28 protein-coding genes are annotated in these 24,430 nt (G+C 71.3%); 14 read left to right on the forward strand and 14 right to left on the reverse strand.

Annotated features, from left to right (window positions below; translation table 11 throughout):
* Nucleotides 1-6 precede the first annotated feature (6 nt).
* Nucleotides 7-588 (reverse strand): nucleotidyltransferase family protein, encoded by a 582-nt coding sequence (locus BJY20_RS07780; protein WP_185991006.1) that lies wholly within the window; start codon nucleotides 586-588, stop codon nucleotides 7-9.
* Between the two features lie 154 nt (nucleotides 589-742).
* Between BJY20_RS07780 and BJY20_RS07785 the strand changes: the two genes are divergently transcribed.
* From BJY20_RS07785 to BJY20_RS07795, 3 genes are read left to right on the forward strand one after another with little or no spacing between them, the layout of a single operon-like run.
* The gene (locus tag BJY20_RS07785) at nucleotides 743-1,396 is read left to right on the forward strand and encodes a TetR/AcrR family transcriptional regulator (protein ID WP_185991007.1); all 654 of its coding nucleotides are present in this window, start codon (nucleotides 743-745) and stop codon (nucleotides 1,394-1,396) included.
* A 2-nt stretch (nucleotides 1,397-1,398) separates the two neighbouring features.
* Nucleotides 1,399-2,337 (forward strand): ABC transporter ATP-binding protein, encoded by a 939-nt coding sequence (locus BJY20_RS07790; RefSeq protein ID WP_185991008.1) that lies wholly within the window; start codon nucleotides 1,399-1,401, stop codon nucleotides 2,335-2,337.
* Nucleotides 2,334-3,926, forward strand: a complete 1,593-nt coding sequence (locus BJY20_RS07795; RefSeq protein ID WP_185991009.1) for an ABC transporter permease — start codon at nucleotides 2,334-2,336, stop codon at nucleotides 3,924-3,926. The genes BJY20_RS07790 and BJY20_RS07795 overlap by 4 nt, the downstream gene beginning before the upstream one ends.
* Here BJY20_RS07795 and BJY20_RS07800 read toward each other — a convergent pair.
* Nucleotides 3,843-4,697 (reverse strand): hypothetical protein, encoded by an 855-nt coding sequence (locus tag BJY20_RS07800; protein ID WP_185991010.1) that lies wholly within the window; start codon nucleotides 4,695-4,697, stop codon nucleotides 3,843-3,845. The two genes, BJY20_RS07795 and BJY20_RS07800, sit on opposite strands and share 84 nt — an antisense overlap.
* Before the next feature lie 126 nt (nucleotides 4,698-4,823).
* Between BJY20_RS07800 and BJY20_RS16445 the strand changes: the two genes are divergently transcribed.
* Both BJY20_RS16445 and BJY20_RS07810 read left to right on the forward strand, forming a co-directional pair.
* Nucleotides 4,824-6,083 carry a beta-propeller fold lactonase family protein gene (locus BJY20_RS16445; protein ID WP_185991011.1) on the forward strand — a complete coding sequence of 420 codons (1,260 nt, stop codon included), beginning with the start codon at nucleotides 4,824-4,826 and terminating at the stop codon, nucleotides 6,081-6,083.
* Nucleotides 6,084-6,977: a diacylglycerol kinase family protein gene (locus BJY20_RS07810; protein ID WP_185991012.1), complete on the forward strand. Its 894-nt coding sequence runs from the start codon at nucleotides 6,084-6,086 to the stop codon at nucleotides 6,975-6,977.
* 27 nt (nucleotides 6,978-7,004) lie between these two features.
* On the opposite strand, the gene BJY20_RS07815 is transcribed toward BJY20_RS07810, so the two are convergent.
* From BJY20_RS07815 to BJY20_RS07825, 3 genes are all read right to left on the reverse strand, one after another.
* Nucleotides 7,005-7,637 (reverse strand): helix-turn-helix domain-containing protein, encoded by a 633-nt coding sequence (locus BJY20_RS07815; RefSeq protein ID WP_185991013.1) that lies wholly within the window; start codon nucleotides 7,635-7,637, stop codon nucleotides 7,005-7,007.
* Between the two features lie 122 nt (nucleotides 7,638-7,759).
* Nucleotides 7,760-8,035, reverse strand: coding sequence for a WhiB family transcriptional regulator (locus BJY20_RS07820; RefSeq protein ID WP_185991014.1), 276 nt, complete (start codon nucleotides 8,033-8,035; stop codon nucleotides 7,760-7,762).
* A complete protein-coding gene (locus BJY20_RS07825; protein WP_221935274.1) occupies nucleotides 8,032-8,499 on the reverse strand; it encodes a pyridoxamine 5'-phosphate oxidase family protein in 468 nt (155 codons plus the stop codon). The genes BJY20_RS07820 and BJY20_RS07825 overlap by 4 nt, the downstream gene beginning before the upstream one ends.
* Before the next feature lie 151 nt (nucleotides 8,500-8,650).
* On the opposite strand from BJY20_RS07825, the gene BJY20_RS07830 reads away from it, so the two are divergent.
* A complete protein-coding gene (locus BJY20_RS07830; protein ID WP_185991016.1) occupies nucleotides 8,651-9,409 on the forward strand; it encodes an SDR family oxidoreductase in 759 nt (252 codons plus the stop codon).
* 52 nt (nucleotides 9,410-9,461) lie between these two features.
* Here BJY20_RS07830 and BJY20_RS07835 read toward each other — a convergent pair whose 3' ends face one another.
* Nucleotides 9,462-10,436 carry a helix-turn-helix transcriptional regulator gene (locus BJY20_RS07835; protein ID WP_185991017.1) on the reverse strand — a complete coding sequence of 325 codons (975 nt, stop codon included), beginning with the start codon at nucleotides 10,434-10,436 and terminating at the stop codon, nucleotides 9,462-9,464.
* Nucleotides 10,437-10,547: 111 nt separating this feature from the next.
* Here BJY20_RS07835 and BJY20_RS07840 point away from each other — a divergent pair, with 111 nt between their 5' ends.
* The 4 genes from BJY20_RS07840 (at nucleotide 10,548) to BJY20_RS07855 (ending at nucleotide 14,040) form a co-directional block, all read left to right on the forward strand.
* On the forward strand, nucleotides 10,548-11,141 hold the full coding sequence (locus BJY20_RS07840) for a DinB family protein (RefSeq protein ID WP_185991018.1): 594 nt from the start codon (nucleotides 10,548-10,550) through the stop codon (nucleotides 11,139-11,141).
* A 7-nt stretch (nucleotides 11,142-11,148) separates the two neighbouring features.
* Nucleotides 11,149-11,778 carry a VOC family protein gene (locus BJY20_RS07845; RefSeq protein WP_185991019.1) on the forward strand — a complete coding sequence of 210 codons (630 nt, stop codon included), beginning with the start codon at nucleotides 11,149-11,151 and terminating at the stop codon, nucleotides 11,776-11,778.
* Nucleotides 11,779-11,887: 109 nt separating this feature from the next.
* Nucleotides 11,888-12,397, forward strand: a complete 510-nt coding sequence (locus tag BJY20_RS07850; RefSeq protein WP_185991020.1) for a MarR family transcriptional regulator — start codon at nucleotides 11,888-11,890, stop codon at nucleotides 12,395-12,397.
* A gap of 2 nt (nucleotides 12,398-12,399) precedes the next feature.
* Nucleotides 12,400-14,040, forward strand: a complete 1,641-nt coding sequence (locus tag BJY20_RS07855; protein ID WP_185991021.1) for an MDR family MFS transporter — start codon at nucleotides 12,400-12,402, stop codon at nucleotides 14,038-14,040.
* Between the two features lie 41 nt (nucleotides 14,041-14,081).
* On the opposite strand, the gene BJY20_RS07860 is transcribed toward BJY20_RS07855, so the two are convergent.
* A complete protein-coding gene (locus tag BJY20_RS07860; RefSeq protein WP_185991022.1) occupies nucleotides 14,082-14,999 on the reverse strand; it encodes a pseudouridine synthase in 918 nt (305 codons plus the stop codon).
* Nucleotides 15,000-15,102: 103 nt separating this feature from the next.
* On the opposite strand from BJY20_RS07860, the gene BJY20_RS07865 reads away from it, so the two are divergent.
* Complete coding sequence (locus BJY20_RS07865; protein WP_185991023.1) at nucleotides 15,103-16,125, forward strand: pirin family protein; 1,023 nt, start codon at nucleotides 15,103-15,105, stop codon at nucleotides 16,123-16,125.
* A gap of 11 nt (nucleotides 16,126-16,136) precedes the next feature.
* Here BJY20_RS07865 and BJY20_RS07870 read toward each other — a convergent pair whose 3' ends face one another.
* From BJY20_RS07870 to BJY20_RS07885, 4 genes are all read right to left on the reverse strand, one after another.
* The gene (locus BJY20_RS07870) at nucleotides 16,137-16,733 is read right to left on the reverse strand and encodes a DUF421 domain-containing protein (protein ID WP_185991024.1); all 597 of its coding nucleotides are present in this window, start codon (nucleotides 16,731-16,733) and stop codon (nucleotides 16,137-16,139) included.
* 82 nt (nucleotides 16,734-16,815) lie between these two features.
* A complete protein-coding gene (gene rsgA / locus BJY20_RS07875) occupies nucleotides 16,816-17,907 on the reverse strand; it encodes a ribosome small subunit-dependent GTPase A (RefSeq protein ID WP_221935275.1) in 1,092 nt (363 codons plus the stop codon).
* Nucleotides 17,908-17,948: 41 nt separating this feature from the next.
* Nucleotides 17,949-18,473: a hypothetical protein gene (locus BJY20_RS07880; protein WP_185991025.1), complete on the reverse strand. Its 525-nt coding sequence runs from the start codon at nucleotides 18,471-18,473 to the stop codon at nucleotides 17,949-17,951.
* Between the two features lie 25 nt (nucleotides 18,474-18,498).
* On the reverse strand, nucleotides 18,499-19,005 hold the full coding sequence (locus tag BJY20_RS07885; protein WP_185991026.1) for an ATP-binding protein: 507 nt from the start codon (nucleotides 19,003-19,005) through the stop codon (nucleotides 18,499-18,501).
* Between the two features lie 82 nt (nucleotides 19,006-19,087).
* On the opposite strand from BJY20_RS07885, the gene BJY20_RS07890 reads away from it, so the two are divergent.
* The 3 genes from BJY20_RS07890 to pheA all read left to right on the forward strand — a co-directional run bounded on the left by BJY20_RS07890 (nucleotide 19,088) and on the right by pheA (nucleotide 21,462).
* The gene (locus BJY20_RS07890) at nucleotides 19,088-19,969 is read left to right on the forward strand and encodes a DUF5926 family protein (protein WP_185991027.1); all 882 of its coding nucleotides are present in this window, start codon (nucleotides 19,088-19,090) and stop codon (nucleotides 19,967-19,969) included.
* Nucleotides 19,970-20,069: 100 nt separating this feature from the next.
* Nucleotides 20,070-20,477, forward strand: coding sequence for a DUF4446 family protein (locus BJY20_RS07895; protein ID WP_185991028.1), 408 nt, complete (start codon nucleotides 20,070-20,072; stop codon nucleotides 20,475-20,477).
* A gap of 43 nt (nucleotides 20,478-20,520) precedes the next feature.
* Nucleotides 20,521-21,462, forward strand: coding sequence for a prephenate dehydratase (pheA, locus tag BJY20_RS07900; RefSeq protein ID WP_185991029.1), 942 nt, complete (start codon nucleotides 20,521-20,523; stop codon nucleotides 21,460-21,462).
* 33 nt (nucleotides 21,463-21,495) lie between these two features.
* Here the strand turns inward: pheA and BJY20_RS07905 are convergent, their stop codons facing one another.
* From BJY20_RS07905 to BJY20_RS07915, 3 genes are read right to left on the reverse strand one after another with little or no spacing between them, the layout of a single operon-like run.
* Nucleotides 21,496-22,563, reverse strand: coding sequence for an alpha/beta hydrolase fold domain-containing protein (locus BJY20_RS07905; RefSeq protein ID WP_185991030.1), 1,068 nt, complete (start codon nucleotides 22,561-22,563; stop codon nucleotides 21,496-21,498).
* Nucleotides 22,560-23,588, reverse strand: coding sequence for a 1-acyl-sn-glycerol-3-phosphate acyltransferase (locus BJY20_RS07910; RefSeq protein WP_185991031.1), 1,029 nt, complete (start codon nucleotides 23,586-23,588; stop codon nucleotides 22,560-22,562). The genes BJY20_RS07905 and BJY20_RS07910 overlap by 4 nt, the downstream gene beginning before the upstream one ends.
* Nucleotides 23,585-24,406, reverse strand: coding sequence for a patatin-like phospholipase family protein (locus BJY20_RS07915; RefSeq protein ID WP_246297131.1), 822 nt, complete (start codon nucleotides 24,404-24,406; stop codon nucleotides 23,585-23,587). Before BJY20_RS07915 ends, BJY20_RS07910 begins: the two co-directional genes overlap by 4 nt.
* Between the last annotated feature and the right edge of the window lie 24 nt (nucleotides 24,407-24,430).

Below are 24,430 nucleotides of genomic sequence, written 5' to 3' on the forward strand. Positions count from 1 at the left end.
CCCTGTCTACCTCGTACGTCCACCCTCGGCCTCGGGGAAGTCGACGTCGAGACCGGACGCCAGGTCGGAGCACTCGACCTCCTGGGCTCCGTGGCGACGCAGGTAGGCGTTGGCGCCGCGGTCGCCGGCGAGCTGCGCGACCAAGGGCGCCCAGTGATCGCGACCGATGAGCGCGGGATGACCGGGGACGCCGTCGTAGACCGCGCGGGACAGGGTGGCGGGCCCGGCCCCCTTCGCCAGGAGACGACGGGGGATGTCCGCCGTGACGTCAGGAAGGTCGACCAGGTGGACGAGCACGGCATCGACGTCGGGTCGGGCGCCCAGGTGGCGCAGGCCATGGGCGAGCGAGGCGCCGATCCCCTCGTCCCAGCCGGGGAAGATCAGGTGAGGCACTCCGGGCACGAGCTCGGCCCCGCGGCCACCGCATGCGCCGAGAACGACGGTCACGTCATCGCAGCCGCCGTTGCGGAGCACGCCCAGGGACCGCGCCAGCCAGGACGTGCCGTCGGGGTCGGTCATCAGTGCCTTGGGCGCCCCCATCCGTCGCCCCGCCCCCGCCGCGAGGACCAGCCCGCTCACGTTCGCCATGCCGCCAGCGTAGGACGCCCCCGCATACGAACTACTGCAGGCAGTACCTGGTATCGCGTGCAGTAGTTCGAGGCACTGCCGACGATACGTACTGCTGCCTGCAGTAGTTCGTATCCCTTGACCATCGACTGAACCGACGTTTAGTATGCTGAACATGAGTTCAGTCGACGATCGCACTGCGCGAGCCCGGGTACGGGACGCAGCGCTCGAGCTCTTCGCCGAGCGGGGTGAGGACGCGGTGACGATGCGCCAGGTCGCCGAGCGCGCCGATGTCTCGGCGGCGCTCGTCGTCCACCACTTCGGGTCCAAGGCGGGACTGCGCGAGGCGGTCGTCGACCACCTGCGCACCTGGATGGACGACCTCTTCGACCTCTCGACCGACACCGGGGACGCGCAGGCCGGCGCCTGGTCCTCGATCGGCGACATGCTCCAGCAGGGCCTGCCCGAGAACTCCCCCGTCATCCCCTACCTGCGCCGGCTGATGATGACCGGCGACCCGCTCGCCACCGAGCTGCTCACCGCGTGGCACCGCCGTACCGTCGAGATCTTCCGGGAGTGGGACGCCGCCGGCACGCTCCTGGCCGGACCTGACCCGGAGACCCGTGCGGCCATGGCGATGTCCGCCGATCTGGGCACCCTCTTCCTCGCCGACCACTGGCGGCAGGTCCTGGGCTACGACCCGCTCCACGGGGAGGGACTCGCCCGCTGGGGCGAGGAGGCGATGCGCTTCTATGGCGCGATATTCCCCGCGACCGATACACCGTTAGACCCCGCGATCGGGTCCCGACCCCCTTCGTCGAAGGAGTGACCATGAGCGACACACCTGTCATCGACACCCGCGACCTGCACAAGAGGTACGGCAGCACCCATGCCCTCGACGGGCTCGACCTCGACGTGGCGAAGGGAGAGGTGCACGGCTTCCTCGGGCCCAACGGCGCCGGCAAGTCGACGACCATCCGGGTCCTGCTCGGGCTGACCCGCGCGGACAGCGGCGATGTCAGCGTCCTGGGTGGCGACCCGTGGCACGACGCGGTCGAGCTGCACCGCCGCCTCGCCTACGTCCCGGCCGGGGTCACGTTGTGGCCCGGCCTGACCGGCGGGCAGTGCATCGACGTCCTCGGCCGGGCACACGGCGGCATCGACGAGGCTCGTCGGGAGCAGCTCGTCGAGCGCTTCGACCTCGACACGAAGAAGCGGACCCGCGACTACTCCACCGGGAACAAGCAGAAGGTCTCGCTCATCGCCGCCCTCGCCGCCGACGTCGACCTGCTCCTCCTCGATGAGCCCACCTCCGGCCTCGACCCACTGATGGAGCAGGTCTTCCAGGAGACCGTCCGCGAGCGAGTCGCCGAAGGCACGACCGTGCTGCTCTCCAGCCACATCCTCGGCGAGGTCGAGGCGCTGGCCGACCGGGTGAGCATCATCCGGGCCGGCCGGACGGTCACCACGGGGACGCTGACCGACCTGCGCCGCAGCACCAGCAGCCAGGTCCACGCCGTCACCGACCGGGAGGTCGATCTCGAGTCCGTCCCCGGCGTCAGTGCTCTCGAGACGAGCGCCACCGAGGGCCGGCCGGAGGTCCGCTGCCACGTCGACGCCACGGACATCGCCGAGGTGGTCGGCCGTGTCCACGCCGCCGGCGTGCACACGCTGACGATCACCCCGCCGAGCCTCGACGACCTCTTCCTCGAGCAGTACCGGGACACTCCTGCGGAGGGCGCGGACACCCGGCAGGAGGCGATCCGATGAGCACCGCGGTCCACGCCTCCGGTGTCGGCATCAACCTGGGCGTCCAGTGGCGCACGGGCTGGAAGGCGCTCGCCGCATGGGTGCTCGGGCTCGTCGCCCTCGTGGCGATCACGGCCGCGTCGATCACCAGCCTCTACGAGACCCCGGCGAAGCTGGCGACCTACGCCGACTCCTCCGACACCCCCGCGATCCGGATGCTCAACGGCGACGTCGCCGGGCTCCAGACGCTCGGCGGGGTCATGATGAACGAGCTCGGCTTCGTCGTCGGCTTCGCCATCCCGGTCCTGGCGATCTCCCTCACCGGCCGTGGGACGCGAAGGGAGGAGGAGGCCGGCCGCCTCGAGCTCCTCCTCGCATCGCGGATGGGTCGGCAGGCCCCACTCGTCGCGACGGTACTGCTCGCCCTCGCGGCCCTGACCGCCCTCGGCGCCCTCACGGCACTGACCTTCATCGTGGCCGGCGCGGACACGACCGGCTCCCTCGTCTACGGGCTGGACCTCGTCCTGCTCGGCGCGGTCTTCGTCGGGATCACGGCGGTGCTGGCGCAGGCCTTCGGCCACATGCGCTCGGTCTGGGGAGTCGGGCTGGCCCTCGCCCTGGCCTCCTACATCGTGCGCGGTGCGGGGTCGGTGGACGGGACATGGGTCGTGTGGCTCTCCCCGCACGGCTGGTACGACCGGGCGGCGCCCTTCGGCGACCCGCAGGTGACCCCCTTCGTCGTCGGTGCGGTGGCGACGCTGGTGCTGTTCACCCTCGCCCTGCGTCTGTCCGCGCGCCGGGACGTCGGCGGCTCGCTCATCGCCGCGCGGACCGGGCCGCACCGGGCCACCCCGTGGCTGCGCACCCCCTTCGGTCTGGCCGTGCGGGAACACCTGGGCACCACGCTCGGGTGGGCGCTGCTCGTCGCGATCCTCATGGGCACCTACGGCGCGCTCTCCCAGACGGTCATCGACGCCTTCGCGGGCAACCCCGAGCTGGCGGAGTTCATCGCCGGCGGTGGTGAGCAGATCGTCGAGTCGATGGCCGCGATGTTCGTCCTCCTGCTCGCGATGCTCGTCGGTGGCTACGTGCTGCAGTCGCTCGGCTCGCTGCGCAAGGAGGAGACCTCCGGACGCCTGGAGCTGCAGCTGAGCGAGGCCCGCGGTCGGGTCGCCTGGACGGCCCCACACCTGGTCGTCCTCGCCCTGGGCACACTCATCGTCGGCGGCATCGGTGGCCTCGCCCTGGCCACCTCGACCGCCGCCTCCCTCGACGACGCCTCGTGGATCGGCACGCTCATGGGCGCGACGCTCGCCTACCTGCCGGTCATGCTCCTGCTCGCCGGGGTGTCCGTCGCGCTCTTCGGGTGGGCGCCGCCGATGCAGCCGGCGGTCTGGGCACTCTTCGCCGTCGCTGCCGTCCTGGCCTACATGGGTCCCGGGCTCGACCTGCCCGAGGCACTCGTGCAGTGGTCGCCCTTCGGGCTCGTCGGCAACGTCCCCGCCGAGGACGTCGACGTCACCGGTTCACTCGTCGCGGGCGTCGTGGGTCTGGCCCTCCTCGGGCTCGGCGTCCTCGGCTTCACCCGCCGAGACGTCCCGCGTCGCTGAACCGTCGGTGGCGGACCCCGACCCGGCCGAGCCACCCGACCCCATCCTGGCCCGAAGCTCGTCCTGCTGCCGGCGACGCCTCATCTCGCGCCGGGCGAGCCAGAGGCCCAGGAGGATCGGCCACACGTACTTCACCTTGTCCAGGAGCCGACGCAGCCAGTCCGGGACGTCGACGGAGGGAAGGGAGATCGAGGGCCACGGGAGCTGCGGCCAAGGGATGGACGGCAGGTCGGGCCACGGGATCGCGGGCAGGCCGAGGTCCCAGTCGGGCAGGGAGACCCGGGACAGCAGCCAGGTGATGACGACCGCAGCGATGATCGGCACGACGACCTTGCCCAGACCGCCGGCCACGTGGCGGGCCGCGTAGAGGCGCGGATTGGCGCGCATCTTCTCCTCACGCAGGGCGGCCGGGGAACCCGGCTCCGGCACGAGGTCGATGCCTGCGCTGCCGATGTAGGACGCCGCGCTCGCCTTCTCCCGGCCCCCCTCGAACCACGTCGCCCGCACCGGCTTGTTCAAGGCGGTGAACCGGACCCTCAGGGCCCCGGCGGTGTCCGCGAGGTCGTGGCCCTTGTCCGCGGACAGGTACAGGCTGTCCTCGGTGGTCGACTTCTTCGTGGCCACCTGCTCGCCGTCGACCCACCACGTGGCCTCGTTGCTCCAGCCGTCCCCCACCGACGTCTCGACCCGGTGGTGGTGCCCGCCCACGGTGAGCTCGTAGACCTGCGTCGCCATGGGAGCCATCCCATCACCGCCGGTGCCGGGACGCATCAGCCGAAGGTCCCCCTTCGCCCCTCCCTTGGTCTGTACCCATCCGCACGGCCCCGGTGCGCCTCCCCCAGCCCGGGGCGCAACCGACCCTAGAATCGGGGTGACGCTGTCCACAACGAGGTGCCCGTGAAGATCAAGAACGACCCGATCTACGTCCGTCGCCGACGGATCGTCCTCGCGGTGGTCGTCGCCATCGCCGTCGTCCTCGTGCTGCTCGTCGGTTCCCTGGTCGTCGGCACCGAGGGTGAGCCGTCGGCGGAGGCCGCGTCGTCGACGAGCACCGCAGCCGAACCCACTCAGCCAACGGAGGTCGAGTCCCCTGCGCCGGAGGACTCGCCGGCCACACCCCAGGGCGAGTCGGCCGCCGCGGCCGAGACCGATCTGGTGCGCGTCCAGCGCCTCACCGGGGAGATGGCACCGAAGTCGGTCGTCGCCTCAGCCAAGGGCCAGATCTTCGCGCAGAACATGATGTACCGGCACACGGTCAGCGTCTTCACCGCCGACGGGGCCCTGCAGAAAACCATCGACGACTCGGTCGAGCTCGCCGACTTCGGCATCGAGGGCCATCCGGGCACCAGCAAGGGCGCGCCGGTCGAGATGGCCTTCTCTCCCGACGGCGAGACCGCGTGGGTGAGCAACTACTCGATGTACGGGGAGAACTTCCTGCCCGAGGGCAAGGACGCGTGCGCAGGGCCGAAGGGCGTCTCGGACAGCTACGTCTACAAGATCGACACGTCGTCCCTGGAGATCGTCGACGTCATCGAGGTGGGCGCGGTGCCGAAGTACGTCGCCGCCACCCCCGACGGCAAGCAGGTGTTGGTGTCCAACTGGTGCTCGATGGACCTCAGCGTCATCGACGTCGAGCAGGGCGAGGTCACCTCGACCATCCCACTCGGTGGCGACAACCCCCGCGGGATCGAGGTCTCCCCGGACAGCTCCACCGCCTACGTCGCGCTCATGGGCTCCGACCGCACCGTCTCCGTCGAGCTGGCCTCGGGTGAGGTGGACGCCGACTTCACCGACACCGGCGACGGTCCCCGCCACCTCGTGCTCTCCCCCGAGGGCGAGCACCTCTACGTCACGAACAACAACAGCGGCACGGTCAGCGAGGTCGACGCCGCGACGGGTGAAGTCACCCGAGAGGTCGCCGTCGGCACCCAGCCCCGCTCGATGGCGATGAGCCCGGACGGCGGCGCCCTCTACGTCGTCAACTACAACGACGCCACGATGAGCAAGGTCGCCACCGAGGACTTCGAGGTCATCCAGACCGTCAAGACCGACCCGCACCCGATCGGCATCACCTACGAACCGACCGAGCAGCGCGTCTGGGTCGCCAACTACGGCGGCTCGATCATCGTCTTCGACGACTCCCGTACGGTCGACTGAGTGCGGTCCGCCCTCGTCATCAACCCGGCGAAGGGGGGATGGGAGCGGGCGCTCGACGCGGTCACCACGAGGGTGGCGGCAGCCGGATGGCCCGCCCCGGCGGTGCACCTGACGACCCGCGCCGAGACCGGCCGTGCCCAAGCGGCAAGCGCGGTCGAGGCGGGGGCCGAGCTGGTCATCGCCGCCGGCGGTGACGGCACGGTGCGCTCCGTGGCGCACGCCCTGGCCGGCACGGGCACTCAGCTGGGGATCATCCCGATCGGGACCGCCAACCTGCTGGCGCACAACCTCGACCTGCCGAGCGGGGTCGACGCGGCAGCGGAGGTCGCGGTCACCGCCGGCGCCCGTCCGGTCGACCTCGGGCTCGCTCGCATCGACGACGAGGTGGAGGAGCACCCCTTCGTCGTCCTGGCGGGCATGGGCCACGACGCGGCGACGGTCGCGGCCACCCGTCCCCGGCTGAAGGAGCGCATCGGCTGGCCGGCCTATCTGGCGCCCGCCGCGGTGTCGGCCATGCGCCGACCGGTGCCGATGACGGTGCGCCACGACGACGAGATGGAGCGCGAGGTGCTCGCGTGGAGCGTCTTGGCCGCCAACTGCACCCGGGTGCGCGCCGGGGTGCTGGTCCCCGGGGGACTGCTCGACGACGGGCTGCTCGACGTGCTCGAGGTGATCGTGCGCTGGCCGGTGCAGTGGGTCGGTGTGGCCGCGAAGGGAGCGCTGGGCTGGCAGCGCAACGTCTCCGGGTTGCGCACACGGCCCTCGAGCGAGCTGGTGGTCACGAGCGCCACCCCCCTGCACATCCAGCTCGACGGGGACGTCATCGGGCCGGCCCGACGGATGCAGGTGCGCTGCATCCACCACGCCCTGCTCGTGCGGGCCACCGGTGGGTGATCGAGGTGTGCGAGAGCCGTCACGGCGTCACGGCCTCGGCACCCGCGCCGCAGCGCGGACGCCCTCACTCGATCCGTGCCGCCTGGGCGCTGCGCGCACGTGCGCGCGTTCACCCTGTTTGCCGACGAGGCTGAGGAACTCCACGGGCCCTGAGCTGGTCGCTCCGAACCAGTGCGGGGTGCGGGTGTCGAACTCGGCGGCCTCACCGGGTTCGAGGATCAGGTCGTGCTCGCCGAGGACCAGTCTCAGTCTCCCGTTGAGGACGAAGACCCAGTCGTAGCCCTCGTGGGTGCGCAGTTCGGGCTCGGCGTCATCGCGTCCGGTGGGGAGGATGAACTTGTAGGCCTGGATACCTCCGGGCCGGCGGGTCAGCGGCAGGACGGTCCGGCCGTCGCCGGTGGGGATCGGGCGCAGGTTGATGCGAGGGTCACCGGTCGGCGGAGCGTCGACGAGCTCGTCCAGAGTGACGCCGTGCGTGCGTGCCAGCGGCAGGAGCTGCTCCAAGGTGGGACGCCGAAGTCCGGCCTCGAGTCTGGACAACGTACTGGTCGAGATCCCGGTCTCCTCGGCGAGGTCACTCAGGGTGACGTCGCGTCGCTGCCGCAGTTGCTTCAGCCGCGGACCCACGGCGTCAAGGGTGCGGTCGATTGGGTACTCCATGCAGTCGACTTTGCCTTTTGGCAACACTGTTTGCAAGAACGACAGGCGAGGGTTCCCGATGGGCTCGCCGCAGGTGGCGCAGCTGACCTCAACTCCCGCCACGTGCGTGACGCGGTGGACGGCTAGGCCCCGCGGGCATCGTCGGCTCGACGCAACTCGCGCCGCTCCTGCGGGGTCAGGCCTCCCCAGACGCCGTGGTCCTGCCCGGTGCGCAGGGCGTACTGGAGGCACTGCGCCCGCACGGGGCAGCCCTCGCAGATCGCCTTGGCCTGGCTGACCTGCCACACGGCCGGGCCCGCGACGCCGACCGGGAAGAACAGGTCCAGCTCCTCGCCGTAGCACGCGGCCTCGTGGCGCCAGTGCGGGGCGTCGTCCGCCCGCCGGGTGAAGGGATTCAACAGCAGCCGCACTCCCCGCGAGTGGCCTTCATCTCGCGTCCGCTGACCTCATCGGGACGGATGGAGGTCCAGAACGTCCCCTCCGGCTGCTCGCCCCACTGGTCGCCGAGCCGGTCCTCGAAGCGCCGACTGGTCTCCTCGTCGTAGACGGTGCTCGCGACTCCCCGGACCAGCACGCTCCACCCGGTGCCCTCGAGCGCGTCGAACTCGTCGACCTCGAAGGCGACGGATGTCTGGTTCACCGCGGACGCCAGCACCGAGTCCCATCGGGCGCGGAAGGCGATGGAGCTGCCGTCGACGACGTGGTTGACCGGGAGGATGACTGTCTCCCCGGCATCGTGGAAGGCGATCCGTCCGATCGGCGTCGAGGCGATCCGGCGCAGGCACTCCCGGTGGTCCAGCACCCCCAGACCGCGGTGGTCCGTGGCGGTGGTCTCCGGTCCCTGCTGCTGTGTGGTTGTCATGGTGGGCCTCCTGGCTGGTGCACTCCTGGCGAAGTGGGTCCTTTCGGGTGATGGTGGTTCCACAAATTTACACGGTTCTTCTCGTGAATAATAGGTCCGACCACCTGGCGAGCGCCGTCTGACCGCCTCGACCACGCGATACCGTCTGGCCATGACCTTCACCACCCTGATCACCGGCGCCAGCTCCGGGCTCGGCGCCGAGATGGCCCGCCAGTTCGCCGCGCTCGGCCACGACCTCGCGCTCACCGCCCGTCGGACCGAGCGCCTCGACGCGCTGAAGGCCGAGATCACCGCGGCCCACCCGCAGCGTCGGGTCGAGACGTACGCCCTCGACGTCACCCGGGACGAGGACGTCACCGCGGTCTTCGAGCAGGCGAAGGGGGACTTCACCCGCCTCGACCGCGTCGTCGTCAACGCGGGGCTGGGCAAGGGCGCTCCGTACGGCAAGGGCAGCCACTACGCCAACCGCCAGACGATCGAGACGAACGTCCTGGGTGCCGCGGTGCAGACGGAGGCCGCGATGGCGATCTTCCGCGAGCAGCGGGCCGGGCACCTGGTCCTCATCGCCTCGATCACCGCGCTTCGCGGCATGCCCAAGTCGATGACGACGTACGCCGCGACCAAGGCCTTCCTCGCCTCGCTCGGCGAGGGCATCCGCTCGGAGATGCTCGGCAAGCCAGAGCTGGCCATCGACGTCTCGGTCCTCTACCCGGGATACATCCGCACCGAGATGAACGAGAAGGTCGAGCAGAAGACGAAGTTCATGGTCGACACCGACGTGGGTGTGCGCTCGATGGTCGAAGCGATCGAGGCCCGCAAGCCGAAGGCCTACGTCCCCGCCAAGCCCTGGGTCGCCATCGGTGCCGCCATGAAGGCGCTACCCCTGCCCGTGGTGCGCAAGCTGCTCTGAGTCGCTGAACCCTCCCGAGTCGATGTGATCGCGCGCGTCCGGGCGCGCGGATCTACATCGAATCCCCGTGGGGGGCGGGGGTGGCGCCAACGGCCGCCACGAACTCGTCGATCGCCGTGACGAGCCCAGGCGGGTCGACCACCGTCAGCCGCGCACCGAGGTCGTGCGCCGCGAGGGTCAGGTGCCGCGCGAGCAGTCCCAGATCGTCCGCTGAGGACTCGAGCTCGCTCAGTCCGGGGCCGAGGGACGTCGCGGTGCCGTAGGCCTCCGGCACCCGACGGCGCACGTCCGCGGCGTCGGCAGTCAACCGGACCCGCACCCGGTGGGCGTACCCGGACCGGGTCACCGCCCGCCGCACGTGCTCGACGGCGTCCGGCGCCTCCCGCGGGGTGAAGCGGAAGGTCGACGCCCGCACCCCGGCCATCCGGTCGAGACGGAAGGTGCGCCAGTCCTGCCTGCGCAGGTCCCACGCGAGCAGGTACCACCGCCGGCCGGTCGCGACGAGACGGTAGGGCTCGACGTCCCGCTCGCTGCCCTCACCGGTGCGGCCGGTGTAGTCGAAGCGGGCCCGAACCCGATCACGAATGGCGTGCGCCAGGACGACGAGCACGCCGGTGTCGACGTCGTCGGTGGCCCCCGGCAGCAGGGCGGTGGCGTCGGCGAGCGCGGCCACCTCGACGCGCAGCCGGGGCGGCATGACCTGGTCGAGCTTGGTCAGGGCCCGCACCGCGGGTTCCCCGATGGCCGAGATCCCCTGCGCCCCAACGCGGAGCGCCACGGTCACGGCCACGACCTCGTCCTCCTCGAGGAGCAGTGGGGGCATGTGCCCACCGGCGCCGAAGCGGTACCCACCGCCCACACCCGGTGTCGCCTCGACCGGGTACCCGAGGTCACGCAGTCGCCCGATGTCCCGGCGCAGGGTCCTCGTGGTCACGCCGAGCACCTCGATCAGCTCCGGCCCGGTCCACACCGACCGGGCCTGGAAGAGCCCCAGGAGGCGCAGCACGCGTTCGGTCGTCTCTGCCATGCATCCATCCTCCTCCGATCAGTGACACAAAGTGTCCGCAATTGCCGCGACGGTGGTGCCACGGCGTCGGGAGCACCCCCTTCGCCCACCCAGAGAGAGCGGGAGAGAACCATGTACGCACCGACCAGCCACGACGAGGCCACCGGCTACGCCGAGTACGTCGACCAGCAGCTGGAGGCGTTGCGCGCCAGCGCCTTCGGGCTCACCGAGGAGCAGGCGCGAGCGACCCCGACCCGCTCAGCGCTGTCGATCGGCGGCCTCATCAAGCACACCAACCACGTCATCGCTCCGCCGGAGGAGAAGCAGGGCATGGAGATCCGCGACGGCGGGGAGATCAGCCCGGCCGCCTACGCAGCATTCATGGACGGCTTCGCCCTGCGCGACGACGAGACCCTCGACGGCGCCCTCGAGCTCTTCGACCGCCGCCGCACGGCGCTCGTGGAATGGATCCGAGGTTGCGACCCCGACGCCGAGCAGACCGTGCCCCCGGCCCCTTGGTACGGCCTGATGAACTCCTCGCGGGCGAGGATGCGCTACTCCTTCGGTCACCTCATCGAGGAGCTGGCCCGGCACGCCGGCCACGCGGACATCATCCGCGAGCAGATCGACGGCGCGACCACCCTCGAGCTCGTCCTCGCCGACACCGGCCGGCCGGCGACCCCCTTCGCCCGCCCGTGGGGAACACCGCAGTCGGTCGGGTCATGATGGCCGGATGGAGATCATCGGTCTGACCGTCACCGCGCCCGACGTCGCCGCCACCGAGAAGGCCTGGCAGCGACTCGGGCCGGTCGGCGTCAGCATCGAGGTCATCGCCGGGGAACCCGGGATGGCAACGGTCACGCTCGGCGTCGACGACGTGCCCGAGACCGAGCGGCTGCTCCGCAGGCGCGGGTTGGTCGGGGACGCGGCCGGCTTCGACCTCGGCGGCACCACCTGGCGACTGGCCCCCACCCCCGGTGACGAAGGGGGCGGACCGGCGCCTCGCGTGGACCACGTCGTCGTGGTCACCGGCGACCCGGAGCGTGCAGCGGCGAACTTCGGTGCCCGGCTGGGGCTGGACCTGCGGCTGGACCGGCAGACCGGCCACGGTTTCCGGGGGCTGTTCTTCCGCTGCGGCGACGCGGTCGTGGAGGTCATCGTGCCGAGCGCGCCCCCGCAGGGACCGGACACCTTCGGGGGCGTCGCCTGGCGGGTGGCCGATCTCGACACGACGCGGACACGACTGGCCCGGTCCGGCGTCGAGCTGTCGCCGGTGCGCGAGGGACGCAAACCGGGTACGCGCGTGACCACTGTCCGCGATCCCGACCTCGCGGTCCCCACCCTCCTCCTCGCGAGCGCCTGAGCCCTATCCCACACCCGGGTCGAGGTATCCGGGCGCGCCCTGACGCGCAGGAACACCTCGACCCCCCGCCGACTTGAATGCGTGCATCACGCAGATATATACTTGCTGGGTGCACGCAACTATTGATGAGATCGGACTCCCCCTCCAGGAGACGCTGGGGCGCGTCTTCGGCCAGTTCTCCCGTCTGATCGTCCGCCGTCAGACACTCGACCCGACGGCGATGTCCCGCACCGACTACTCCCTGCTGGCCGCACTCGAGCACTGCCACCACGAGGCGGGGATGCGCACCTCCCACCTCGCGCAGACCCAGGGTCAGGACGCCTCCACCGTCAGTCGTCGTCTGGGCCTGCTGGAGACGCAGGGCCATATCGAGCGACTGGCCGACCCCAGCGACGGACGCGCCTCCACGGTGCGGCTGACCCCGGCGGGCCGGACCGCCCTGAGTGACGAGCGCACCGCCCGTACCGACCTGATCGGCGCGATCCTCACCGACTGGCCGCACGACGACCTCGCCGACCTCGACCGTCTGCTCACCCGCCTGAGCGAGGACCTGGCCGCCGACGCCGGGTCTGCCGGGCCATCCCCTTCGCCCTCCGTCCACGCCACCGGAAAGGCCTGAAGATGAGCGCCCCCACCACCCCCGCCGCATACAAGATGAGCGCCGAGCATCGTCGGGTCTTCATCGGGCTCATGCTCGGCATGCTCGTCGCCTCCGTCAGCCAGACGATCGTCAGCCCCGCGCTGCCGCGGATCGTCGCCGAACTCGGGGGCGTGAGCCACTACAGCTGGGTCGCGACCGCCGCGATGCTCGTCTCCGCGGTCACCGTCCCGATCGTCGGCAAGCTGTCCGACCTCTACGGTCGCCGTGCCTTCTACATCGCCGGTATCTGTGTCTTCATGGCCGGCACGGTGTTCGCCGGATTCGCGCAGAGCTTCTGGATGCTCGTGGTCGCCCGGGGGATCCAGGGCCTGGGGATGGGCACGCTGATGCCGCTGTCGCAGACCATCATCGGCGACATCATCCCGCCGCGGCAGCGTGGCAAGTACCAGGGTCTGATGGGCGCCGTCTTCGGCGTCACCTCGGTCGCCGGCCCGCTCGCCGGCGGGCTGATCACCGACCACTTCGGCTGGCGCTGGCTGTTCTTCGTCACCCTGCCCGTCGGCCTGCTGGCCCTGACCTTCATCGTGAAGTTCCTCCACCTGCCGCACGAGCCGCGCAAGGCGGTCATCGACTACCCGGGCATCGCGACCCTGTCCACGGCGCTGGTCTCGCTGCTCATCGCGGTCTCATCCGGCGGCACCTCGTGGGCCTGGGGATCGACGACCTCCCTGGGCCTGTTCGGCCTGAGCCTGCTCTCGACCATCGCCTTCGTGGCCATCGAGCTGCGCGCGGTCGAGCCGCTGCTGCCGCTGCGCCTGATCGCCAACCGCACGATCGCCCTGAGTCTGATCGCGTCCTTCGGCATCGCCATCGTCATGTTCGGCTCGATCATCTACATCCCGGTCTACGCCCAGGGAGTCATCGGGGTGAATGCGACCAACTCCGGCCTGATCCTCATGCCGCTCATGCTCGGCTTCATCACCTGCGGCATCCTCACCGGGCTGGCCATCACCAGGACCGGTCACTACCGCCCCTTCATGCTCACCGGGATCGCGATCATGGCCGGGGGCGTCCTGCTGCTCACCCGACTGGACCACACGGCCACCGCGACGGAGCTGACCCTGGCGATGGTCGTCATCGGTATCGGTCTCGGGATGGCCATGCAGCAGTACACCCTCGTCGTGCAGAACGTCGTCACCCGCGCCGACATGGGCGTCGCGACGGCCTCGACCCAGTTCTTCCGCAACGTCGGCTCGACCGTGGGCATCGCGATCTACGGCACCGTGATGGCCACGGGGCTGGGCCAGAGCATCGCCGGCCACCTGCCCGCCGGGGTCCCGAAGGGGGCCGCCGGCCGGATGGACGCCGGTTCCGTGCTCGACCCGAGCGCCCTGGCGAACGTGCCACCGGCCGTGGCCGAGGCCGTGCGCTGGGGTCTGGCCGAGCAGCTCGGCAGCGCCTTCATGCTGGGCCTGCCGGTCCTCGCGGTCGTCTTCGTCGCGACCTGGTTCATCCCGCACACGCCGCTGCGCGAGTCCGCCCACGACCACCCCGTCCAGGACGCGGCTCAGGACGTCCTCGACACCTACGCCTCGGAGGCGCCCGAGCACCACGAGGCGGTCCACCAGCGCGAGGGCCTGGCCACGCCGCACCGGGGCTGACCACCCCTTTCCCCGGCGCAGGACTATGCCTCGGCGTCCTTTCAGGCAGGCAACGGCAGCCGCCGGGCGCTGACGAACCGTCGCTCGACGGCATCGACCGGATCGACGAACTCCACCGTGCTGGCCAGGAGCTGCAGCGGTGACGAGAAGTCGTCGATCGAGACCTCCTGCACGTCCGGGTAGAGCGGGTCGCCCACGATCGGGATGCCCAGATCGTGCAGGTGGAGCCGTAGCTGGTGGGTGCGCCCGGTGTGCGGCGTCAACCGATAGACCGCCAGGTCACCGACGGACGTCTCGACCTCGACGAGGGTCTCGGCGTTGACCTGCGCGTGCGGCACCACCTGCGCCTGCAACACCCCGCGCGTCTTGCGGATGTGGTTGCGGACCGTGACGGGCAGGGCCAGGTCATCGCGCCGGGGGGCCAGCGCCAGGTACGTCTTGCGCACCCGCTGCTGCTCGAACAGCACCTGGTACGGCCCCCGCCACCGGCGCTGCGTCGCCAGCATGAGCACACCCGAGGTCACCCGGTCCAGACGGTGCAGCGGGGAGAGCTCCGGCAGGCCCAGCTCGTCGCGCAGGCGGACCACCACGCTCTGGCGGACGTGCCGGCCGCGCGGGATCGTGGACAGGAAGGGCGGCTTGTCCACGACGACGAGTCGCTCGTCGCGATGGAGGATCGTCAGCTCACCCGGCACCTCGACCTCCTCGCGCAGGTCCCGGTGGAACCACACGAAGGTGTGGGGGCGGTAGTCGTCGTCGGGCAGCACCGGACGGCCGTCGTCGTAGACGAATCGTGTGTCGGCGAGCATCCGGTCCACATCGACCTGGTCGGGGAGCTTCTCCCGCAGCCAGGCCGACATCGTCAGCCAACGGGCTGGTTGCAGTGGATCCCGGTCGGGCGTGCGCACCCACGCAGCGCTGAGTCCATGGCGCGCAGCGAGCGGTGAACGTGGAGGCACGGTGGCGAGACTAGACGCTTCGCTCCAGCGAGCACGACCCTGGGAAATATTTTCGGTTTCAACTACTGTTGTCCGTGGTGACCCCGACCCGAAGGAGCACACCATGCCCGCCGTGACCGTGGACAACATCCTCACCCTCCCCCGCGTGAGCCAGCCGCTGCCCGAGACGCTCTCGCGCCCGGTGCTGTCGGTGACGACCGCGCCGCAGGGCCACGAGGGCGAAGGGTTCCCGGTCCGCCGGGCCTTCGCCGGCGTCGACATGGCCCGCCTGGACCCCTTCATCCACATGGACCAGATGGGTGAGGTGGAGTACGCGCCCGGCGAGGCACGCGGCACCAGCTGGCACCCCCACCGCGGCTTCGAGACCGTCACCTACATCATCGACGGGACCTTCGCCCACGAGGACACCCACGGCGGTGGCGGCCTGATCACCAACGGCGACACCCAGTGGATGACGGCCGGGTCGGGCCTGCTGCACATCGAGGCCCCGCCGGAGGAGCTCGTCGTCAGCGGCGGCGTCTTCCACGGCCTCCAGCTGTGGGTGAACCTGCCCAGCCACCAGAAGATGACCGACCCGAAGTACCAGGACATCCGCTCCGGCGAGGTCGGCCTGCTCTCCAGTCATGACGGTGGCGCACTCATCCGTGTCATCGCCGGAGAGCTCGACGGCCATCAGGGCCCCGGGATCACCACGACGCCGATCTCGATGATCCACACGACGATCGCGCCCGGTGCCCGGCTGCACGTGCCGTGGCGCGAGGACTTCAACTCCCTGGCCTACGTCCTCTCCGGGCGCGGTGTCGTCGGGCCGGAGCGTCGTCCCGTCCGCGAGGGCCAACTGGTCGACTTCGGTGCCGGTGGCGCCCTGGAGATCGCGGCCGACGACCAGCAGGACTCCCGCAGCCCCTCCCTCGAGGTGGTCCTCCTCGGTGGCCGTCCGATCCGCGAGCCCGTCGCCGCATACGGCCCCTTCGTGATGAACTCCCGCGCAGAGCTGGTCACGGCCTTCGAGGACTTCCAGGCCGGCCGTCTCGGAGTCATCCCCAGGACCCCGCGGGTGCGTCCCGCCCTCGAGATCGCCGAGGCCATGGCGAAGGGGGGACACCCCGGTCACGACGTGCTCTGACCTCTCCCTCGCTACGAGTCCTCGAAGAACTCCGGCGGGATGCGGTGGGAGTCCCTGACCCACGCCACGAGCGCGGGGTCCAGGGGCATACCGCGCCGCAGCACGCTGATCCGTCCGGTGGACTCGAAGACGACACACGCGACCTCGCGTGGGTGGCGCACGCCCGAGTGCCGCAGCGCGGCGTTGAGCTCGCGCTGGGTCACGTGGGCGAAGCGCATGTTGCGCTCGAGCGTCTCCTCACCCGCCATGAGCAGCACCGGTCCCGAGTTGACCCACCGGGCGCCTTTGACCGTGCGACGAATCTCCCCGAAACCCGCCTCCATCGCGAACAGACAGGTCAGCCCGATGACTCCGGCAGCCAGCGTCGGCGGGTGGCCGAGGATGACGCGTCCCGCGACGGCGCCGACGGTGATGACCACGACGACATCGAAGGTGCCCATCCCGGTGAGCACCCGCACCCCGAAGACCCGCACGAGGACGAGGAAGGCGAGGTAGATCCCCACCGCGGAGAGCACGACGGCCAGCGCCTGCGTCGGGTCGGTGCCGAGACGGTGCCCGATCTCCGCCCAGTCGATGATGGGCGGGGCGGCGGTGAGGGCACTGAGCATGGCCTACGCATGCTACCGAGGCGCCCGGGGACGTGCGGCCGCCGGCGGCGGGACGGACCTGGCGGGTTCCGTCGCGCCGTCCTCAGGCGAAGGGATCGCGCCCCTGCTTCAGGGCCGCGCGAGCCTTCCCGGCACGACCCGTGGCCGCCCACCGCTTGCGGGCCGCGGCTCGCGCGAGGGGGTCGGCCCGGGTCGCGATCCACTCCGCCTCCCGCTGCAACTTCCGCCAGCTGTGCCACCTGCGCTCCACCAGCCGACCGTCGGCGAGGGCCTCCCGCAAGGCGCACCCGGGCTCGCACTCGTGCGAGCAGTCGTTGAACCGGCAGGCCGCGATCAGCTCCTCGACGTCCGGGAAGGTGCGGGCGACCCCTTCGCCGTCCTGGTGCAGACCGATCGACCGCAGACCGGGAGTGTCGATGAGGACACCACCGTGCGCCAGCGGCACGAGCTCCCGCGCCGTCGTCGTGTGCCGCCCCTTGCCGTCCTGGCGGGTGTCGGACACGGCTTGGGCGGCACGGCCGGCGAGGACGTTGACGAGCGTCGACTTGCCGGCGCCGGACTGCCCGACCAGGGCGGTGGTGCCCGCGGCGAGCGTCTCGGCGACGAGGTCCATGCCTTCACCCGTCTCGGCCGAGGCGATCAGTACGGTGACGCCGGGCGCGGCCGCCTCGACCTCGTCGCGTCCGGCATCCGGGTCGTAGGCGAGGTCGGCCTTCGTCAGCACGACGAGCGGCTGGGCTCCCGACTCCCAGGCGAGCACGAGGTAGCGCTCGATCGCCGAGAGGTTGATCCGGGCCTCGAAGGGCACGGCGACGAGGACGCGATCGAGGTTGGCCGCCATCACCTGCGCGTCGGAGCGCTCCCCGGCCGCCCGGCGCACGATCGCGCTGCGGCGGGGCAGGACGGTGCGCACCACGTCGCCGTCGTCGCGGCGCTCCAGGCCGACCCAGTCACCGGTCGTCGGCGCGTTCTCCAGCTCGCTCCCGGCGGGCAGTCGCACCAGGGCGGTCACGGTGGAGTCGGCGCTGTGGACCGTGACCCGACCGCGGTCGACGCGGCCGACCCGTCCCGGCACCAGGGCGAAGGGGGACTGCCTCACCGCCTCGTCGAAGGCCACGGCGGCCGCCTCGTCCCAGCCGAGCGGGACGAGGCCGGTCGTGGAGGTGATCGCCATCTCTCGACGGTGGCACCTGCGCCCCGGTGACCGCCACCGATTTATTCGCGGATGGGAGCGGCCGTCCCGCCCTTGCGCTTCGAGAGCCAGAGGACGAGTCCGACGATGATGACGAAGACACTGAAGCAGCACAGGCCGGACCCGAGGGCAACGGGGACGAACGCACCCATGTTCAGGCTGTCCGCCACGATGAAGGGCGCCGAGCAGGAGATCGCGTAGGAACCGGCGCTCCCGGCATCGATCGCGAAGATCCGCTGCAGCTCCTGGCCGCCGAAGGTGACGGTCTGCGAGGCGGTCCCGGAGTCGCTGACCGGGCCGTCCGGGCCGGCGACGGAGCAGGTGGCCTGTGCGTGGCTCGACCAGACAGCGGTCGACTCACCAGCCTCGAGCTGGATCGTGTGGCTGCCCTCGTGCACGGGTTCGTCGGTGACGTCCTGGACTTCCAGGAAGAGGAACCCGGCCCCGCCAACGCACAGCAGCAGGGCAAGCACCGCGAGGACGAGACCCACGATGAGGGTGGTGGGTCTGCCGGACGCATTGGACAGGGACGGAAGGGAGGACGTCATGCGGTGATCTTAGGTCGGGGGCGATTCAGGAACCGACGCGACGGCGCGAGGGCCCCCCGAGGGCGGCCCAGACGGTGGTCTGCTTCTCGTCGCGCTGTACGCCCCACTCGTGGGCGATGCTGCGCACGATCCGCAGACCGCGGCCGGAGGTGGCCCACATCGCTCGAGGGGCGGGTGCGGGTTGCGTGTCGGACCCTCCGTCGCTGACCTCGATCTCGACACAGTTGCCGCGGGCCTTCCAGTGGATGCGCACGGTGCGGTCCGCCAGCGGCGTCGCATGGCGCAGCGAGTTGGTCACCAGCTCCGTGGTCACCAGCTCGGCCTCGCTGACGACCTCATCGTCGACGCCGCGGGCCATGAGGTCCTGCGCCACGGCCTGACGGGTGCGAGTCACGGTCTGCAGCTCCCACCGGGCGCGGATGGTGCGCGCCTGACCGCGGCCGATCTCGCCGCCGAAGCTGTCCAGAGTGCCCGTCGAAGGCGCTGCCGTGCGTCCCTGGCCCACCGTGGAACTCCCATCGTCACGTGTCATGTCGCCCCCCTCCGCTCCTCATTGTCCCTGCGAGAGTGGTCCGACCCAACTCGCGCCGCGCGGAAGCCCTACGCTGACCGCCATGGGAAAGGCTTCACGACGCAAGAAGGACGCCGCGGGCAAGACCAAGGTCGCCCCCGCGCCATACACCGCACGCCCCTTCGCGGGACTGCCCGGCGAGGCCGACTGGGTCGCCGCCCACGAGATCCTTCCGGCCGCGACGGCCACCCTCACCCTCAGGGCGGACGCGGTCCCCGAGGGCTCTCCGCAGACGGTCACCCTGGCCACGGTGCTGCCGATGGCCTGGCCCGCACTGCGGCGCGATGACGGCAGCGTCCTCATCGCCAGCCAGTCCGGCTCCACGAGCGGCGACCCCAGTCGTGACCTCGCGCAGGCGCTGCTGACCGCCCTCGCCGCCGAGCCGGGCGCGCCGGTCACCCAGGTGCCCCGCGCGAGCGCGCAGACCCCGCGCCTGCAGGACCTCCTCGACACCAGCGCCGACTTCGACGTCACGATCCACGAGGGCTTCGACTTCTGGGTGGACGGTCAGGAGGTCACCGGCGAGGCCGCCGACTCGCTCGAGCGCGCCAACGAGAGCGTCGTCCCGACCACCCCGATCGAGAGCGCCCCGGCCACGTACTGGTGCCGGATCGGTGAGCGCACCTACATCCGCCACGTCCTGGCCGATGACGAGGACGCGGCGACGACCGCCCTGGCCCGGCTGCACGCGAAGGGGGAGGCCCACCTCGGCGAGGACCGCCGCCTCCTGGGTGCCTTCCGAGCCGGCGGCCTGCTCGTCCCGGTCTGGGAGGTACCGGCCGACACCGAGGCGGCCGACCACGAGGACGTCATCGCCGACTTCACCAGCCGGTACGCGGACGCGCTCGCGGCAACCGATGAGTTGACCCCGGACGAGCGTCGCGCGCGCAACGGCCTGCTCTCCCGCCAGGTCACCCTGCGCTGATCACGCCACCGTCCGGGCTCCTGCGCAGACCGGCCCGCTCCCTTCGCACCTGCCCGGGCTCCAGCGGAAGCCGAGACCGTCCCGTCGCTAGGGTGAGCGCATGACCGTGGTCGAGATCGCCCTGCTGTGCGGGCTCGTCGTCACCCTGGCCCTCGCGGCCATGGCGCTGCTGCGGCTGCGCACGCTCACCACCCGGGTGGTCGAGCTCGAGGCGCGGTCCCCCGTCGGCGAGGGCGATCTGGCCTCGCTTCGCCACGACATCGGCCAGGCGCTGCGGCACGTGGCGGTCGTGCGCTACGACGCCTTCGGCGACATGGGCGGACGATTGTCCTTCTCCGCCGCGATCATCGACGACACCGGCGACGGCCTCGTCATGAGCAGCATCCACGGGCGCGGGGAGTCGCGCACCTACGCCAAGGGCGTCGTCGGTGGCGACGCCGACGCCACTCTCACCCCCGAGGAGCGCCAGGCGCTCGCCGCAGCCCGCACGGGCTCGGCCGATGCCTGACCCGAAGTACCCGGCCATCGATTCAGCATCCACTGGAGGCACCATGACCCGCTACGCATACGCCTACCTCGGCCCTGAGGGCACCTTCACCCAGCAGGCGCTGATGCAGTGGTCCCCCTCGGCCGGGGGCAGGCAGGTGCCGTGCGGGTCCGTCGATGCCGCGCTGGAGCTGCTGCGCTCCGGTGAGGTCGACGCCGCGGTCGTCCCGATCGAGAACTCCGTCGAAGGGGGCGTCTCGGCCACGCTCGACGCCCTCGCCTCCGGGGACCCGCTCGTGGTCGTCGGCGAGGTGCTCGTGCCGATCACCTTCGTCGTGTGCGCCCGTCCGGGGACGCGACTGCAGGACGTGAGCGCCATCGGCACCCACAGCCACGCGTGGGCGCAGGTGCGCGGCTGGGCCGACCAGACCCTCCCGCGCGCGGTCTACGTGCCGACGCTGTCGACCGCCTCCGCCGCCAAGGACCTCGCCGAGCACCCGGACGACCTCGGTTACCAGGCCGCGGTCTGCGCGCCGGTGGCCGCCGAGCGCTTCGGGCTGGAGGTCCTCGCCCACGACATCGGCGACATGACGAGCGCGGTGACGCGCTTCGTCATCGTCTCGCGTCCGGACTGGCAGCCCAGCCCCACCGGCAAGGACAAGACGACCGTCGTGCTCTACCAGCGCACCGACCGCGCGGGTGGCCTGCTGGAGCTGCTCGAGCAGTTCGCCGTGCGCGGCATCAACATGACCCGCCTGGAGTCACGTCCGACGAAGGACTCGATGGGCTCGTACTGCTTCTCGATCGACTTCGAGGGCCACGTGCAGGACGAGCGCGTCGGGGCGGCGCTGATGAGCCTGCACCGCGTGTGCGCGGACCTGCGCTTCCTGGGCTCCTACCCCGCGGCCTCCGGCGCCGACATCACCGTCGACCCGATCACCACCGACGAGGCCTTCCTCGAGGCCCGTCGGTGGCTGGAGCGGCTGCGCGCCCTCGGTGACGGCTGAGCGCGGACCGCGTCCGGCCTGACGCACTGCGGGCTACGCCAGGCGCTCCTCGCACCAGCGCAGCAACCGGGCCATCAGCGCCCGCGACTCCGGCAGGCGGGGGTCGGACAGGTAGGAGTGCCACATGCCCTCGGTCAGGTCGAGGTCCGCCTCGCCGCCCGCCTCCCGCCACGCGGTGTGGATCCGTGCCGCGTCGGAGAGGAAGAGGTCACGGGTTCCGCTGGAGAAGAAGGCCGGCGGCAGCGCCTCCCCGCTCCAGTCCGCGTGCACCGGCGAGACGAGCGGGTCGCGCAGGTCGGCAGCGCCGGCATAGGCGCGGGCGAACTTCTGCTGCTGACCACGCCAGCGGATGTAGGCATCGCGCCCCTCGTTGACGCGGTAGGAGTCCCCCTCGCCCGCCAGGTCGCCGAAGGGGGTCAGCGCCACCAGGCCGAGGGGCAGGGGGATGTCCTCGCCGCTCGCACGGCGGGCCCGGATGCGTTGCAGGAGGCCGAGGGCGAGATTGGCACCGGCGGACACGCCACCGAGCAGCACCCGCGGCCCGCGCTCGGCGACTCCGGCCAGATAGGCATCGACGCAGACGTCGATCGCGACCGGGAAGCGCGCCCGGGGCGCGAGCGGGTACTCGACCGAGACGACCGGCCGGGCCAGTCCCTCGGCCAAGCGCAGCCCCGTGCCGTCCCGGGCGCTGCCCCAGCAGAAGCCGCCGCCGTGGATCCACAGCACCCAGACCCCGTCCGCCTCGGGCGCAGGGTCGCCCCCTTCGCTGTGGCCGGGATCCCGTGGGTCGGCCGGGTCGTCCGCGGATGACCGGGACACAGCCCGGCCCGTGTCAGGTTTCCCGGCCATACCGGTTCTTCCCGGCCCCCCGGGCGATGGCGGAGCAGCCACCGTCATCAGCAGGTGGCCGTCGGGGCGCTCGGTCACCTGTACGCCCCGCGCGGCCCGGTCCGTCTCGAACCCGGCCCGGCGCGCCGATGCGCCCTTCGTCCGCAGCCACCGGGTGATCCGCGGCGTGAGCGGCCACCGGTGGACCTTGTTGTCCGCCTCGGCCGCCGCCACCACCGCCTCTGGGCTGAACGTCGCCGCGCGTCGCCTCACGACTGCTCACGCTGCCTGACGTGGGCGTCCACCCAGCCGTTGACCTCGTCCCACTCGGCGTCCAACCACGAGGCGACCTCGTCCGGGTCGGTCGGCACGTCCTCGCTGCGGTAGGTGATGCCGCGGAAGAGCAACCGGTTGCGGAAGGGTACGGCCCGGATGACCGGACCCGGTCCGGTGAGCATGTCCAGGCCGGTGTGGGCGACGACCATGACGTCGGCCTCGGGCGCGTTCTCCCTGATGGCGGCCACCCCGCGCGAGCGCGCCTCGAGCACCCAGGGGCGCGAGGCGACCCGGTCCGCGCGGGCGTGCTCGCCGCGCGCCCGCAGACGCTCCACGAGGCCCTCGTGCCGGTCGGGCGCCCAGTTGCGCCCCTCGGGGAAGATCAGCATCGCGTCCTTGTCCGACAACGTCGACGCGAGCTCGGCGACCCCGCGGGAACGGTCGTCGCCGGCACCGGAGCGCGAGGGGACGAAGTAGGAGTCCAGACGCTGCAGCACCATCGCGATGCCCGGGTCCCACAGCATGACGTCGGCGAGGACGATCCGCGGGATCCGCCCGGCCGTGGACGCGAGCAGCCACGCGATCGCGAGGGAGTCGGCGGGGCCGGCATGCCGGGAGATCACCACCAGCGGGTGACCCGGGCGACCAACCGTGATGATCCCCTCGACGTCGACTTTGAAGCCGACGACCTTGCCGGCGGTGAACATGATGTTGTTCAGTGCCTGGCGGATCAGGGCGAGGTGGTCCTCGTCCCACGTCGGGCTGTTTCCCCGCGGCGAGCGCAGCCGCAGGTACCAGCACTCGACGACGAGCCCGATGTCCTCCCACATGACGTACAGCGCGAGGAAGAGGCACCGCAGCAGGGCAAGGTGGCGGTCCCACGGCCACAGCAGGAGCATGAAGGGCGCGACGACGACGAAGACGAGCGAGAAGAAGATCCCGACGAAGGGGACGATCGCCTGCAGGACCAGACGCAACCAGTACGGCGGCGCCGGGAGCGAAGGGAGCGAGGTGATCTTCACGAGGTGGTTCCCTCCAGGTAGGCACTCGCGGCATCGAAGGAACGCATCATCCGGTCCTCGACCGCGGCCACCGATCCCTGGCCGAGCGCGGCCGTCGGTGTGCGGTCGATCCCGCTGGGCAGCACGTGCAGCCGCACGTGGTCGGGGACCTCGGCGATCTCCTCGACGAAGCGGTGGCGGCGAGCGATCTCGAAGGCGACGAGACCGACGTCCAGCGGGTTGCGCGGCACGCTCAGTGGCTGCTCGACCCGACCGACCTGGAGCACGTGGATCCGCGTGGCGCCCAGGGCGATCGCCCGTCCGACGGGGATGGAGTGGACGAGGCCGCCGTCGTAGTAGTGGGCACCGTCGATCTCCACCGGGGCGAAGAGTCCGGGCACCGCGCAACTGGCGGCGACGGCCTGCGCGAGAGGGCCCGCGGTGAACCAGCGTGACGCGGAGCCCTCGATCTCCGCGGCGACGCACTGGAAGGGGACGGCGAGCTGCTCGAAGGTCTCCACACGCAGGTGTGTGTCGACGAGGTCGGGGATCAACCCCCTTCGCATCACGTGGGTGCCGTACCTGGCGAAGCGGGCCGCCCGGCGAACCGGGCTCTCGCTCATCTCCCCCGAGCGGACGACGTCGCGCCACAGCTCCTCGAGCCGGGCCACGCCCTGCGCCGTCGGGTCCGCCGCGACGAAGGCACCGTTGACCGCACCGATGCTCGTCCCGACGACGAGGTCCGGCGTGATGTCAGCGGCCAGGAGCGCCTGGAGCATCCCCACCTGGGTGGCCCCGAAAACGCCCCCGCCACCGAGGACGAAGGCGGTCGTGGGCATGGTCGCCAGATTACTGGCCGTCAT

It is taken from the genome of Janibacter cremeus (assembly GCF_013409205.1).
Lineage (GTDB): Bacteria > Actinomycetota > Actinomycetes > Actinomycetales > Dermatophilaceae > Janibacter > Janibacter cremeus.

Coding starts and splice junctions, on each gene's coding strand:
- pheA (WP_185991029.1), top strand. CDS start 20,521: ATGACCCGCTACGCATACGCCTACCTCGGCCCTGAGGGCACCTTCACC.
- BJY20_RS07845 (WP_185991019.1), top strand. CDS start 11,149: ATGGAGATCATCGGTCTGACCGTCACCGCGCCCGACGTCGCCGCCACC.
- BJY20_RS07830 (WP_185991016.1), top strand. CDS start 8,651: ATGACCTTCACCACCCTGATCACCGGCGCCAGCTCCGGGCTCGGCGCC.
- BJY20_RS07780 (WP_185991006.1), bottom strand. CDS start 588: ATGGCGAACGTGAGCGGGCTGGTCCTCGCGGCGGGGGCGGGGCGACGG.
- BJY20_RS07855 (WP_185991021.1), top strand. CDS start 12,400: ATGAGCGCCCCCACCACCCCCGCCGCATACAAGATGAGCGCCGAGCAT.
- BJY20_RS07800 (WP_185991010.1), bottom strand. CDS start 4,697: ATGCGTCCCGGCACCGGCGGTGATGGGATGGCTCCCATGGCGACGCAG.
- BJY20_RS07890 (WP_185991027.1), top strand. CDS start 19,088: ATGGGAAAGGCTTCACGACGCAAGAAGGACGCCGCGGGCAAGACCAAG.
- BJY20_RS07790 (WP_185991008.1), top strand. CDS start 1,399: ATGAGCGACACACCTGTCATCGACACCCGCGACCTGCACAAGAGGTAC.
- BJY20_RS07795 (WP_185991009.1), top strand. CDS start 2,334: ATGAGCACCGCGGTCCACGCCTCCGGTGTCGGCATCAACCTGGGCGTC.
- BJY20_RS07880 (WP_185991025.1), bottom strand. CDS start 18,473: ATGACGTCCTCCCTTCCGTCCCTGTCCAATGCGTCCGGCAGACCCACC.
- BJY20_RS07915 (WP_246297131.1), bottom strand. CDS start 24,406: ATGCCCACGACCGCCTTCGTCCTCGGTGGCGGGGGCGTTTTCGGGGCC.
- BJY20_RS07835 (WP_185991017.1), bottom strand. CDS start 10,436: ATGGCAGAGACGACCGAACGCGTGCTGCGCCTCCTGGGGCTCTTCCAG.
- BJY20_RS07865 (WP_185991023.1), top strand. CDS start 15,103: ATGCCCGCCGTGACCGTGGACAACATCCTCACCCTCCCCCGCGTGAGC.
- BJY20_RS07885 (WP_185991026.1), bottom strand. CDS start 19,005: ATGACACGTGACGATGGGAGTTCCACGGTGGGCCAGGGACGCACGGCA.
- BJY20_RS07785 (WP_185991007.1), top strand. CDS start 743: ATGAGTTCAGTCGACGATCGCACTGCGCGAGCCCGGGTACGGGACGCA.
- BJY20_RS07815 (WP_185991013.1), bottom strand. CDS start 7,637: ATGGAGTACCCAATCGACCGCACCCTTGACGCCGTGGGTCCGCGGCTG.
- BJY20_RS07870 (WP_185991024.1), bottom strand. CDS start 16,733: ATGCTCAGTGCCCTCACCGCCGCCCCGCCCATCATCGACTGGGCGGAG.
- rsgA (WP_221935275.1), bottom strand. CDS start 17,907: ATGGCGATCACCTCCACGACCGGCCTCGTCCCGCTCGGCTGGGACGAG.
- BJY20_RS07825 (WP_221935274.1), bottom strand. CDS start 8,499: ATGACAACCACACAGCAGCAGGGACCGGAGACCACCGCCACGGACCAC.
- BJY20_RS07895 (WP_185991028.1), top strand. CDS start 20,070: ATGACCGTGGTCGAGATCGCCCTGCTGTGCGGGCTCGTCGTCACCCTG.
- BJY20_RS07840 (WP_185991018.1), top strand. CDS start 10,548: ATGTACGCACCGACCAGCCACGACGAGGCCACCGGCTACGCCGAGTAC.